The organism is Bacillus sp. F56, assembly GCF_001748205.1.
Taxonomy (GTDB): Bacteria; Bacillota; Bacilli; order Bacillales; family Bacillaceae; genus Bacillus; species Bacillus stercoris.
Window position 1 is genome coordinate 61,726 of the sequence record NZ_BDFC01000006.1, and the last position, 12,372, is coordinate 74,097.

At 42.3% G+C, this 12,372-nt stretch carries 12 protein-coding genes and 1 riboswitch; of the genes, 10 read left to right on the forward strand and 2 right to left on the reverse strand.

Annotated elements, in window-relative coordinates:
- The first annotated feature begins 58 nt into the window (after positions 1-58).
- The 5 genes from resD to aroD all read left to right on the forward strand — a co-directional run bounded on the left by resD (position 59) and on the right by aroD (position 5,255).
- On the forward strand, positions 59-781 hold the full coding sequence (resD, locus tag BFW96_RS08665) for a DNA-binding response regulator ResD (RefSeq protein WP_040082743.1): 723 nt from the start codon (positions 59-61) through the stop codon (positions 779-781).
- Positions 778-2,547, forward strand: a complete 1,770-nt coding sequence (resE, locus tag BFW96_RS08670; RefSeq protein WP_069839196.1) for a sensor histidine kinase ResE — start codon at positions 778-780, stop codon at positions 2,545-2,547. Before resD ends, resE begins: the two co-directional genes overlap by 4 nt.
- A gap of 203 nt (positions 2,548-2,750) precedes the next feature.
- Positions 2,751-3,335, forward strand: a complete 585-nt coding sequence (sigX, locus tag BFW96_RS08675; RefSeq protein ID WP_069149801.1) for an RNA polymerase sigma factor SigX — start codon at positions 2,751-2,753, stop codon at positions 3,333-3,335.
- Positions 3,271-4,377: a GerMN domain-containing protein gene (locus BFW96_RS08680; RefSeq protein ID WP_069839197.1), complete on the forward strand. Its 1,107-nt coding sequence runs from the start codon at positions 3,271-3,273 to the stop codon at positions 4,375-4,377. Before sigX ends, BFW96_RS08680 begins: the two co-directional genes overlap by 65 nt.
- A gap of 110 nt (positions 4,378-4,487) precedes the next feature.
- Positions 4,488-5,255 carry a type I 3-dehydroquinate dehydratase gene (gene aroD, locus BFW96_RS08685; protein WP_069839198.1) on the forward strand — a complete coding sequence of 256 codons (768 nt, stop codon included), beginning with the start codon at positions 4,488-4,490 and terminating at the stop codon, positions 5,253-5,255.
- Between the two features lie 42 nt (positions 5,256-5,297).
- Here the strand turns inward: aroD and serA are convergent, their stop codons facing one another.
- Positions 5,298-6,875: a phosphoglycerate dehydrogenase gene (serA, locus tag BFW96_RS08690; RefSeq protein ID WP_014664444.1), complete on the reverse strand. Its 1,578-nt coding sequence runs from the start codon at positions 6,873-6,875 to the stop codon at positions 5,298-5,300.
- A gap of 208 nt (positions 6,876-7,083) precedes the next feature.
- A riboswitch (FMN riboswitch) is annotated at positions 7,084-7,218 on the forward strand.
- A gap of 153 nt (positions 7,219-7,371) precedes the next feature.
- Between serA and fmnP the strand changes: the two genes are divergently transcribed.
- The gene (fmnP, locus tag BFW96_RS08695) at positions 7,372-7,944 is read left to right on the forward strand and encodes a riboflavin transporter FmnP (RefSeq protein WP_014664441.1); all 573 of its coding nucleotides are present in this window, start codon (positions 7,372-7,374) and stop codon (positions 7,942-7,944) included.
- A gap of 37 nt (positions 7,945-7,981) precedes the next feature.
- On the opposite strand, the gene BFW96_RS08700 is transcribed toward fmnP, so the two are convergent.
- Positions 7,982-8,230, reverse strand: coding sequence for a ferredoxin (locus tag BFW96_RS08700; protein ID WP_003225461.1), 249 nt, complete (start codon positions 8,228-8,230; stop codon positions 7,982-7,984).
- Positions 8,231-8,496: 266 nt separating this feature from the next.
- Between BFW96_RS08700 and BFW96_RS08705 the strand changes: the two genes are divergently transcribed.
- From BFW96_RS08705 to BFW96_RS08720, 4 genes are read left to right on the forward strand one after another with little or no spacing between them, the layout of a single operon-like run.
- The gene (locus BFW96_RS08705) at positions 8,497-9,555 is read left to right on the forward strand and encodes a YpbB family protein (protein ID WP_069839199.1); all 1,059 of its coding nucleotides are present in this window, start codon (positions 8,497-8,499) and stop codon (positions 9,553-9,555) included.
- Positions 9,548-11,038: a RecQ family ATP-dependent DNA helicase gene (locus BFW96_RS08710; RefSeq protein ID WP_069839200.1), complete on the forward strand. Its 1,491-nt coding sequence runs from the start codon at positions 9,548-9,550 to the stop codon at positions 11,036-11,038. Before BFW96_RS08705 ends, BFW96_RS08710 begins: the two co-directional genes overlap by 8 nt.
- A gap of 26 nt (positions 11,039-11,064) precedes the next feature.
- Entirely contained in the window at positions 11,065-11,667 is a 603-nt protein-coding gene (locus tag BFW96_RS08715) for a CPBP family intramembrane glutamic endopeptidase (RefSeq protein ID WP_069839201.1), read from the forward strand.
- The gene (locus BFW96_RS08720) at positions 11,618-12,364 is read left to right on the forward strand and encodes a LysM peptidoglycan-binding domain-containing protein (protein WP_069839202.1); all 747 of its coding nucleotides are present in this window, start codon (positions 11,618-11,620) and stop codon (positions 12,362-12,364) included. Before BFW96_RS08715 ends, BFW96_RS08720 begins: the two co-directional genes overlap by 50 nt.
- Positions 12,365-12,372: the final 8 nt, after the last annotated feature.

Genomic DNA, 12,372 nt, shown 5'->3' on the forward strand with positions numbered 1-12,372 from the left:
TCAAACTTTCTCACGATTTGATAAAATGAAAGTAACAGAAGGAAAGCAGGGGGAAAACATGGACCAAACGAACGAAACAAAAATATTAGTAGTTGATGACGAAGCCAGAATTCGCCGCCTTTTAAGAATGTATCTTGAACGTGAAAATTATGTTATAGATGAAGCGGAAAATGGTGATGAAGCCATTGCCAAAGGGCTTGAAGCCAATTATGATCTGATTTTGCTTGATCTGATGATGCCGGGAACTGACGGAATTGAAGTGTGCCGGCAAATTCGCGAAAAAAAAGCGACACCCATTATCATGCTGACCGCAAAAGGAGAAGAAGCAAACCGGGTGCAGGGGTTTGAAGCAGGAACAGATGATTATATTGTTAAGCCATTCAGCCCGAGAGAAGTCGTGCTGCGGGTAAAGGCTCTTTTGAGAAGAGCATCCCAAACCTCTTATTTCAATGCCAATACACCGACGAAAAATGTGCTCGTGTTTTCACATTTGTCGATTGACCATGATGCTCACCGCGTAACGGCTGATGGAACGGAAGTAAGCCTGACGCCAAAAGAGTATGAACTTCTATACTTCTTAGCGAAAACGCCTGACAAGGTGTATGATCGGGAAAAGCTTCTGAAAGAAGTGTGGCAATATGAGTTTTTTGGTGATTTACGGACAGTGGACACTCACGTCAAACGCCTGAGAGAGAAGCTGAACAAGGTATCTCCGGAAGCTGCGAAAAAAATTGTCACCGTATGGGGTGTAGGTTATAAATTTGAGGTCGGCGCTGAATGAAATTTTGGAAAAGCGTAGTAGGCAAGCTGTGGTTTACGATCCTTTCACTCGTCTTGATCGTATTGTTCATTTTAACGGTTCTTTTGCTGGAGTTTATTGAAAACTACCATGTGGAAGAAGCTGAGAATGATTTAACACAGCTTGCGAATAAAGTAGCTGTCATCTTGGAAAATCACGAGGACCAGGCACTGGCACGATCAATCACTTGGGAGCTCGCTGATAACTTAACAAGCATTGCCATCATCCAGGATGAGAAAAAGTACTGGTATTCTCCCAATGACAAAAATCGCCTGTCGTCTATTACGGTTGAGCAAATACAGCATGACAAAGACTTAAATAAAGCTCTCCGAGACCATAAAAAAGTAAGCAAACGAACGGGACTGAGTGATACAGATACGGATAATGAACGCTTGATTGTAGGTGTCCCGTATGAAAAAGACGGAAAGAAAGGCATGGTCTTTTTATCCCAGTCTTTGCTTGCCGTGAAAGATACAACAAAACATACGACCCGCTATATTTTTCTTGCCGCGGGGATCGCGATAGTGCTGACCACATTTTTCGCATTCTTTTTATCAAGCAGGGTCACGTACCCGCTCCGAAAAATGAGAGAAGGCGCGCAGGATTTGGCGAAGGGCAAGTTCGATACAAAAATCCCGATCTTAACTCAGGATGAAATCGGTGAACTGGCGACCGCTTTTAATCAAATGGGCCGGCAGCTTAACTTTCATATCAATGCGCTCAATCAAGAAAAAGAGCAGCTTTCTAACATTTTGAGCAGTATGGCTGACGGGGTTATTACCATTAATATTGACGGTACGATTCTTGTGACCAACCCGCCGGCTGAACGTTTTCTTCAGGCTTGGTATTATGAGCAGAACATGAATATCAAAGAAGGCGACAACCTTCCGCCTGAAGCAAAAGAACTGTTCCAAAATGCTGTCAGCACTGAAAAAGAACAAATGATTGAGATGACGCTGCAAGGCAGATCATGGGTGCTTTTGATGTCGCCGCTTTACGCGGAATCGCACGTCAGAGGAGCAGTTGCCGTACTGCGTGACATGACTGAAGAACGCCGCCTTGATAAACTGCGGGAGGACTTTATCGCAAATGTCAGTCATGAGCTGAGAACACCGATCTCTATGCTACAGGGATACAGTGAAGCGATTGTTGATGACATTGCAAGCTCTGAAGAAGACCGGAAAGAAATCGCCCAAATCATTTATGACGAATCGCTCCGAATGGGCCGACTAGTTAATGATTTGCTTGATTTAGCCCGAATGGAATCAGGCCATACAGGTTTGCATTATGAAAAAATCAATGTCAATGAATTTTTAGAGAAGATTATTCGGAAGTTTTCCGGTGTTGCTAAAGAAAAAGATATTGCTTTACATCATGACATTTCTCTCACAGAAGAGGAATTTATGTTTGATGAAGACAAGATGGAGCAGGTATTTACCAATTTGATCGATAACGCGCTGCGTCATACTTCATCTGGCGGCAGCGTCTCCATTACGGTCCATTCTGTAAAGGATGGATTGAAAGTTGATATCAAAGACTCCGGATCCGGCATACCAGAAGAAGATCTGCCATTCATCTTTGAGCGGTTTTATAAGGCAGATAAAGCGCGGACAAGGGGCAGAGCAGGAACCGGTCTAGGGCTGGCTATCGTTAAAAATATCGTGGAAGCCCACAACGGATCGATTACTGTGCACAGCCGAATAGATAAAGGAACAACATTTACTTTTTATATTCCGACAAAACGGTAAAATCGAGTCTGAATTTGCCGAAGAATCTTGTTCCATAAGAAACACCCGCTGATTGAGCGGGTGTTTTTTTAATAGCCAACATTAATAAAATTTAAGGATATGTTAATATAAATTCCCTTCCAAATTCCAGTTTCTCGTAATATAGTTGTAATGTAACTTTTCAAGCTATTCATACGACAAAAAAGTGAACGGAGGGGTTTCAAATGGAAGAAACCTTTCAATTATTATATGATACATATCATCAAGATTTGTACCAATTTTTATTTTATATGGTAAAGGATAAAAACCAGACAGAAGATCTTCTTCAAGAGGTTTATATCCGTGTATTAAATTCTTATCATACGTTTGAAGGAAGAAGCAGTGAAAAAACATGGCTTTTGTCTATCGCACGCCATGTAGCGATAGACTGGTTCCGTAAACAGCAAACGATCAGACAGCGTATACTTGGCACATTTGACTGGGATACACAGGATGTCAGGGATCAGCAATTGCTTCCGGACGAACTTGCGGTTCAACATGAAAATGCCCGGGAAATTTATGCTGCACTTGATCAATGTACGATCGATCAAAGAGCTGTGATTATCTTGCGGTTTATTCAGGGATATTCAATACAGGAAACAGCCAAAGCTCTGCGCTTCTCGGAAAGCAAAGTAAAAACGACCCAACACAGAGGGCTCAAAGTACTTCGGAAACATATGGAGCTTTTGAGGGAGGAGCTAATGGATGATGAAGTCAGAATGGAACGAAGAACAGATAAAGGAGTTGCTAAGTCAACTTCCGGCAGTTAAAGACCATCGTTCGCCTCAGGATATTTACAAGCGGCTGACGATGGCAAAGCGTAAAAAAAAGCCCGCTGTCAGGTGGATTGGCCCCGCGTGTGCCGCTGCAATTGCGGTTTATATCGCCTTCATTATTTCTCCTCATTTCTTTGATCAGGCACAGCCTCAACAAAAAGAAGCGTCCCAAGAGCACGCAGTAACGAAAACTGAGACAGAAGACAGCCCAAAAGCTACATCATCCCTGGATCAGACATCGTATGTTGTACCTGAAAAGGAACAAGACAATTACATCACTGTAGCGGTTGCTGATGCCGATACATCCGCAATCATACCCATCAGCATCCAAAAAACAAATGCATACCAAACGATACAGGATATGCTGTTTGTAAGTAGTGAATTGGATATCTTTGATCATGCCATTACGATTCCATCCTTCATAGATGAAGTAGAAATAAAGGAAAACCCAAAGCAGAAGGAATTAAGTGTACGAGTCCATCAGCCTATTACGGCTTTTTCTGTAAAAGATGATACACTATTAAAAAAATTGCTGAAAGAATCCTTAAAATGGAGTCCTTATGAAAAAATAAAATTTCTTTCGGATCAAAATGAGCCTGGGGTTCGGCTTGGCTCATATGGCACTTTTACGGAAATTTCGATTCCCAAACAGTCAAAACGATCCTACTACTTGTACCAAAATAAACAGGGACAAGACTTTCTCGTTCCGTCAAAAAATTCTTTTGATACAGTAAAAGAAGCAATTATGGAAATGGACTCGAGCAGTCAAGAAGATACGAGACCTCTTATTCAAGCGGGTGCTGTCCAATCTGTAACGAAGAAACAGAAACACTTATATATCCGCTTCTCAAAGGACTCAGAAGTTGATGATTCTATTGCCGGTATTTTAATGATTGAGGGACTACTTTTAACTGCAAAAGAGTTTGGTTTCACAGAAGTGACCTTTACGGAAACCAGAACGAAAAAAATCGGCAAATATGACATATCAGATGCAATACCGGTGCCAGCTGCTCCAAATCCGATTTTCTTAAACTAAAAAGGGCCTTTTGGGCTCTTTTTTAGTTGCTGTTCATATAATAGAAATTTTCAAAAAAAAGTTGTGCGTGTATAATAAAACAAGGTAACGATTGAAAGGATTTGAGACGAGTGAACGTGTTAACGATTAAAGGAGTTTCCATCGGAGAAGGGATGCCGAAAATCATCGTTCCGCTGATGGGAAAAACGGAAGAACAAATTTTGAATGAAGCAGAAGCTGTAAAACTTCTGAATCCGGATATTGTAGAGTGGCGAGTTGACGTATTTGAAGAAGGGAATGACAGAGAAGCGGTCACAAAGATGATTTCTAAGCTTCGTAAGTCTTTAGCGGACGAGCTTTTTCTATTTACATTCAGAACCCATAAAGAAGGAGGAAGCCTGGAAATAGACGAAAGCTCCTATCTTGCTTTGCTGGAATCGGCAATCCAAACAAAAGACATTGATCTGATAGACATCGAATTATTTACAGGAGATGCACATGTAAAATCGTTAGTGTCGCTGGCGGAAGAAAACAACGTCTATGTGGTGATGTCAAATCACGACTTTGAAAAAACACCTGCAAAAGATGAAATTCTTTCCAGACTTCGAAAAATGCAGGATTTAGGCGCGCATATTCCAAAAATGGCTGTCATGCCGAATGATACTGGAGATCTTTTAACCCTTCTTGATGCGACGTATACAATGAAAACAAAATATGCAGACCGTCCCATTATTACAATGTCAATGGCTGCAACAGGGCTCATCAGCAGGCTGAGCGGTGAGATTTTTGGATCGGCTTGTACTTTTGGCGCGGGAGAAGAGGCGTCGGCACCAGGCCAAATACCTGTTTCTGAGCTAAGGAGTGTCTTAGACATTTTGCATAAAAACACACGAGAATAGAACAATAAAAAAACTCAAGCTATATAGCTTGAGTTTTTTTGATTATGGCAGATCAATGAGCTTCACAGACACAATATCAGGGACATTTGTTAGTTCTTTCACAATTTTATCTTCCAGATGTCTGTCAAAGGAAAGCATCATGATGGCTTCTCCGCCTTTTTCCTTACGGCCAACCTGCATGGTTGCAATGTTAATATCGTTATCCCCGAGAATACGTCCTACTCGGCCAATAACACCTGTTGTATCTTGATGCTGGATATATACCAAGTGACCTGTCGGATAAAAATCGATATTAAATCCGTTGATCTCGACAATACGTTCCCCGAAATGAGGAATATACGTAGCCGTTACAGTAAAGGTGCTTCGGTCTCCTGTCACTTTTACGCTGATGCAGTTATCATATCCAGATTCAGAAGAGGAAATTTTTTCACTGAAGCTAATGCCGCGTTCTTTTGCGACACCCCCGGCATTGACCTCATTAACAGTAGAGTCAACGCGCGGTTTTAAAAAGCCTGATAGAAGGGCTTTTGTAATGAACGATGTTTCAAGTTTGGCAATTGTGCCTTCATATTGAATGGCAACATCCTGTACCGGTTCTTTCATGCACTGTGATACAAGGCTGCCAATTTTTCCTGCAATTTGATGGTAGGGTTTAATTTTAGCGAATTCATCTTTTGTCATAGCAGGCAAGTTAATAGCTGACATAACAGGTAGACCTTTTGCGAACTGCAGAACTTCTTCTGACACTTGTGCCGCGACATTGAGCTGTGCTTCTTTCGTTGATGCTCCCAGGTGAGGAGTGGCAATGACTAATGGATGATCAACGAGTTTGTTGTCAACTGGCGGTTCAACTTCGAAAACGTCAAGCGCCGCTCCGGCAACATGCCCACTTTCCAAAGCTTCGAGAAGTGCTGCTTCATCGATAATACCGCCTCGCGCACAGTTAATTAAGCGAACACCTTTTTTCGTTTTTGCAATCGTTTCTTTATTCAATAAGCCTTTTGTTTCTTTTGTTAAAGGCGTGTGAACGGTAATGATATCCGCACTTTCTAGCACTTCTTCAAATGTACGGCTGTTTACGCCGATTTTTTTCGCTCTTTCTTCCGTTAAGAAAGGATCAAAAACGTGCACAGTCATACCGAACGCTCTCGCACGCTGTGCAATTTCGCTTCCGATTCGGCCTAATCCTACAATACCAAGTGTTTTTCCATAAAGCTCTGAACCGACGTAAGCTGTACGGTTCCACTCTCTGGATTTCACTGAGATATTAGCCTGAGGAATATGTCTCATTAAAGAAGAGATCATCGCAAATGTATGCTCAGCTGTTGAAATGGTGTTGCCGTTCGGAGCGTTGATCACGATTACCCCGTGTTTAGTTGCCTCATCAATATCGATATTATCGACACCGACACCGGCTCTTCCGACAATTTTTAAAGAAGTCATTTTGTTGAAAAGGTCTTCTGTTACTTTTGTCGCGCTTCGCACCAAAAGAGCATCAAAAGTATGTAATTCATCTTCTGCATCTGCTACGTTTTTTTGAACGATTTCAATAAAGTCTGATTCAATAAGTGGCTGTAAACCGTCGTTGCTCATTTTGTCTGAGACCAATACTCGAAACATCGTTAGATTTCCTCCTAAATTGACAAACTAAATATCTGATAATTTAACATATTCTCAAAAGAGTGTCAATGTGTATTGACGCAGTAAAGGATAAAAGTAAAGCCTAATATATCAATGTTCTGACAGCTTACAGGCAATATTTATAATTTGAAGCAATTCTCTATACAGCCAACCAGTTATCGTTTATAATGGAACTAAATTTCATATGATCAATCTTCGGGGCAGGGTGAAATTCCCTACCGGCGGTGATGAGCCAATGGCTCTAAGCCCGCGAGCTGTTTTTACAGCAGGATTCGGTGAGATTCCGGAGCCGACAGTACAGTCTGGATGGGAGAAGATGGAGGTTCATAAGCGTTTTGAAATTAAAGTTTTCAAACGTTTCTTTGCCTAGCCTAATTTTCGAAACCCCGCTTTTATATATGAAGCGGTTTTTTTATTGGCTGGAAAAGGACCTTTCCGTTTTCGAGTAAGATGTGATCGAAAAGGAGAGAGTGAAGTGAAAGTAAAAAAATTAGTTGTGGTCAGTATGCTGAGCAGCATTGCATTTGTTTTGATGCTGTTAAATTTCCCGTTTCCGGGTCTTCCGGATTATTTGAAAATCGATTTTAGCGACGTTCCTGCTATTATTGCCATTCTGATTTACGGACCTTTGGCGGGTATTGCCGTAGAAGCGATAAAAAATGTTCTTCAGTATATCATTCAGGGAAGCATGGCAGGAGTTCCTGTAGGGCAAATTGCGAATTTTATTGCAGGAACACTCTTTATATTGCCGACTGCTTTCTTATTTAAAAAGCTCAACTCAGCAAAGGGCTTGGCTGTCAGCCTGCTTTTGGGAACTGCAGCGATGACCATTTTGATGAGTATTTTAAATTATGTTCTGATTCTTCCTGCATACACGTGGTTTTTACATTCACCGGCATTATCCGACAGCGCGCTGAAAACAGCAGTCGTCGCGGGTATCCTGCCGTTTAACATGATAAAAGGTATTGTGATTACGGTTGTTTTCTCACTTATTTTTATCAAGCTTAAGCCATGGATTGAGCAGCAGCGAAGTGCACATATCCATTAAATAAAAAAGCTCCCGCCGGGAGCTTTTTTTGTTACTTCTATTCAAATTTAAGCGGGTCGCCTTCAAATGGCTCATCCGCCACTTTGATGGAATCAGTAGGGCATCCTTCAAATGCGTCAATCATATCTTCTTCCAGTACCTCAGGAACTTCGACAACACCTTTGTTTTCGTCAAGCGTTACGAACGCGATGCCTTCATCATCGTAATCGTAAATGTCTGGTGCAGCAGCTCCGCAAGCGCCGCATGCAATACATGTATCTTTGTCTACGATTGTGTACTTTGCCATGAATAAAACCTCCCAGATTGTTCTTGGTGGAACAAATGGATCAATCTTTATAATTTAATCAATTTAACACCTATTCCTCTTACTTATTGTAATGATGTTGCTGCCACATTTCAACAGAAAAATGATTGAGAATGCTTATCACATAAGGGGTTATCTACATAACATCCCCCTTAATGATGACTTTAAACGTCGATTTCTGTTTGAAATCTGTTAAAATAAAAAGAGCAAATCAACGATTTTTGTCAGGAAGAATGTGGGTGAATAGGTTGTCATTAAATTACTTCGATATTATGGTTCTCGATTGCCTTTGCAAAATAAACGGGGAACGGTCAGGAAGCGCTGTTTTTCACCTATTCAAAGGCAAGAGATCGTCACAAACCATTCAAGATGCTGGCTTATTTCAGACTGCAAAATACTTTGGAATGGCGGCGCAATGTTCGAGAAACGATATTTCTGCGTCGCTTGACAAGCTTGAAAAGCATTCATATCTCGCACCTTTGTCTGAAACAGATACATACAAAGTAACAGCCAGCGGCGAAGGAGTTTTGAGGCATGCCCTTTGTGAGCGGCCTTGGCCCGTTCATTGCCACGGTGCTCATTATCGGCAGGCTGCCAGCGTGCTTTGGAAAAGGCTTTCGCTGCTTGTGCAGGTCTTATCCCATAAGCAGAAAGGGAGCAGGCGATATATTCCTGTCACAAAGGATTACAAGACACTTCACTGGGTAAAGAAATACCTGTCCCGGCATACGGATCATAAAGAGATGGCAAGGAGCCTTTTTGCCATGCTTGAGGCGCATTTGAAAAAGATCGAAGACAAAGCAGCGCAAATTTTTGTCTACTCCTTAACCTCGCACGATCGGATCGGTTATACGAGCAGGCAGCTTGCTGACACGCTGAAAGAAGATGAATGGTATGTCTATATCATGTTTTGGGCTTCGGTACATTATTTTATTCATTCTCTTCCCGAGTGTGAAGATGCATTGTTAAAGGATCTACTTTCTGATGTGCATTTAGATAATGCCCTGACAGAGTCAACGAGGAAAACATGGCAGATGGTCAAACAAGGGTTCCCGATACATCGAATTGCCGAAATCAGAAAGCTGAAAACAGCGACGATCGAAGACCATATTGTTGAGATTTCTCTTCACGAGCCTGCGTTTATAATTAATGACTATGTATCAGCAGAAGATCAAATCCAAATTGCAGCGTTTGCCAAACGGATGCGGACGAACAAAATCAAACAAATTCGTGACGGTCTGGGGCAGCGGTTCAGCTACTTTCAAATCAGACTGGCATTGACAAAGCAGGTGCAGCAATATGAGTAGATTACAGCAAACGTTACATCATTATTTTGGTTTTACTTCCTTTAAAAAAGGGCAGGAGGACATTATTAGAAGTATTCTCAGCGGGAAGGATACCATTGCAATGCTCCCGACTGGGGGAGGGAAATCGCTTTGCTACCAGCTGCCTGGTTATATGCTTGACGGCATGGTATTAATCGTTTCTCCACTGCTTTCTTTAATGGAAGATCAGGTGCAGCAGCTGAAAGCCCGAGGAGAAAAGCGTGCGGCCGCTTTGAACAGCATGCTTAACAGACAGGAAAGACAATTTGTTTTAGAACATATTCATCGCTATAAATTTTTGTACTTGTCCCCTGAGGCCCTGCAGTCTCCATATGTATTGGAAAAATTGAAAAACGTCCCGATCAGCCTATTTGTTATTGATGAGGCACATTGTATATCTGAATGGGGCCACGACTTCAGGCCTGATTATTCAAAGCTCGGACAGCTGAGAAAAATACTGGGACACCCGCCCGTTTTGGCATTGACTGCTACGGCTACAAAGGATACGCTGCAAGATGTCATGAACCTGCTGGAGCTGCAGGATGCTGACCAGCATCTCAACTCAGTCAACCGCCCGAATATCGCACTTAGGGTTGAAAATGCGGCGGATGCGGCCGAAAAAATAGATAGGGTCATTCAGCTGGTTGAAAACCTGCAAGGTCCGGGAATTGTTTATTGTCCGACACGGAAATGGGCCGAGGAATTAGCTGGTGAAATTAAAAGCAAAACGAGCAGCAGAGCAGACTTTTACCATGGCGGTTTGGAGTCGGGTGACAGGATTTTAATTCAGCAGCAGTTTATTCATAACCAGCTTGATGTGATATGTTGTACGAATGCGTTTGGAATGGGTGTCGATAAACCTGATATCAGATATGTGATTCATTTTCACCTCCCGCAGACGGCTGAAGCTTTTATGCAGGAAATCGGCAGAGCGGGCCGCGATGGAAAGCCGAGTGTCAGCATTTTGCTGCGGGCGCCAGGGGATTTTGAATTGCAGGAGCAGATTATCCAAATGGAGAGTGTCACAGCTGAAGAAATAGCCGACGTGATCCGTGTGCTAGAGAAGACGGAGGAGCGGGATGAGAGAAGGCTGCGTGACGTATTACTGCAGTATGGCGCCGGAGAGACACAGGCCCGTATGATGATTCATCTCTTTATGCAGGGGAAAACGTCAGTTGAACTGATGAAGAAAGAAATTTCATATCGCATGGAGCTGAAGCTGGAAAAAATGCGCCGTGTATCTTTTCTGCTTCAGCGTGAGGGCTGTTTAAGGCAGTCACTGTTAACCTACTTTGATGAATCGTACGAGCCAGATGCCGGAAACTTCCCGTGCTGTTCTCATTGCGGTTTTGATTTATCCTTGTATGAACAAATAGGGGAACGGAGTAAAAGGGCGCCATTAAACAGCTGGAGTTCGGAATTGCACCGGATATTCAGCTTGCAGACTGTAGGTGAGCTGAACTGAAACAGCAAAAAGATTATATTCAGCATATGTCTGACCGTGATATGCTGAAGCAGTTATATTTGACGCAGCTACTCATCATCTTTGCCGCAGCTGCAGCAGGGCTGTTCTTTTTTGAGGATATACGGAATGTATTAAAGCTCTGGGACATTCACGATATGCGAATCATCTGGTATGGTGTTTCTATAGCGGTTATTGTTATTTTAGCCGATATGGCAATAATGAAATGGTGCCCACATCATTTATATGATGACGGCGGAATCAATAAAAAAATATTCAGTAAGAGGTCAATCCCTCATATTATATTTTTAACGCTTCTGATTGCTTTCGCGGAAGAAATGTTATTCAGAGGAGTGCTGCAGACTCATATCGGTTTATGGGCGGCCAGCCTTATCTTTGCCGTTCTGCACTTTCGGTATTTGTCAAAATGGCTGTTATTTATTATGGTGACAGCAATCAGCTTTTTACTTGGTCTGATGTATGAATGGACCGGTAACTTATTTGTTCCGATGACGGCACATTTTATCATTGATGCCGTGTTTGCCTGTCAGATTCGTTTTGAACATGTGAGGAGGGATAAACATGACGAACATGTCGAGAGTAGAGAGAAGAAAAGCCCAGAATCTTTATGAAGATCAAAACGCCGCATTGGCGGACGATTATGTCGATGATGATGGTGAAAGCCTCCCGACAAGACAATCCGTAAAAAATCAAAGAGAACAGAAAAAAAAGCAAGGCAAAACAAAAACGCCATTATTTACAGTACTCGCTGTACTATTTGTATTTGTGCCGGTTATCGTTTTAGTTACCTTATTTTATTTAAAGAGCCACCCGGATAATCATGACGATTATGAAGATGTTTTTATCGACAGCAGCCAAAGCAAATACGAGGTTGTCCCGAAATCAGAGGATAAAAAAAATGCCGACACTAAAGACACCAAAGAGACAGCACTGCAAAAGGAGTCAAAAAAAAAGCTTGAGGATTCAAAGGCGAAAGAGCCGGCAAAATCAGCTGCTGATCAAAAACAGACTGCTGTAGCGGAAAAAGAAGACTCGGCAAATAAGGAGGAAGCAACCGCCGCGGCTGCTTCCTCTTCCCAATCAACAGTACAACGGCAAGAACAGCAACAGAAGCCGGCTGAGCCAGCTCAACCTGAGCCGAATCGCATTGTCAAGCACACCGTTCAAAAGAAAGAAACGCTATACCGCATTTCCATGAAGTATTATAAAAGCCGGACAGGAGAAGAAAAAATTCGGGCGTATAATCATCTGAATGGAAATGATGTTTACACCGGACAAGTTTTGGACATCCCCTTAATGGATGAATAGGGCATTTT

What these genes read in the sequence shown, in the direction of transcription:
- resD (WP_040082743.1), top strand. Translation starts at nt 59, where the DNA reads ATGGACCAAACGAACGAAACAAAAATATTAGTAGTTGATGACGAAGCC.
- resE (WP_069839196.1), top strand. Translation starts at nt 778, where the DNA reads ATGAAATTTTGGAAAAGCGTAGTAGGCAAGCTGTGGTTTACGATCCTT.
- sigX (WP_069149801.1), top strand. Translation starts at nt 2,751, where the DNA reads ATGGAAGAAACCTTTCAATTATTATATGATACATATCATCAAGATTTG.
- BFW96_RS08680 (WP_069839197.1), top strand. Translation starts at nt 3,271, where the DNA reads ATGATGAAGTCAGAATGGAACGAAGAACAGATAAAGGAGTTGCTAAGT.
- serA (WP_014664444.1), bottom strand. Translation starts at nt 6,875, where the DNA reads ATGTTTCGAGTATTGGTCTCAGACAAAATGAGCAACGACGGTTTACAG.
- BFW96_RS08700 (WP_003225461.1), bottom strand. Translation starts at nt 8,230, where the DNA reads ATGGCAAAGTACACAATCGTAGACAAAGATACATGTATTGCATGCGGC.
- BFW96_RS08710 (WP_069839200.1), top strand. Translation starts at nt 9,548, where the DNA reads ATGAGTAGATTACAGCAAACGTTACATCATTATTTTGGTTTTACTTCC.
- BFW96_RS08715 (WP_069839201.1), top strand. Translation starts at nt 11,065, where the DNA reads ATGTCTGACCGTGATATGCTGAAGCAGTTATATTTGACGCAGCTACTC.
- BFW96_RS08720 (WP_069839202.1), top strand. Translation starts at nt 11,618, where the DNA reads ATGACGAACATGTCGAGAGTAGAGAGAAGAAAAGCCCAGAATCTTTAT.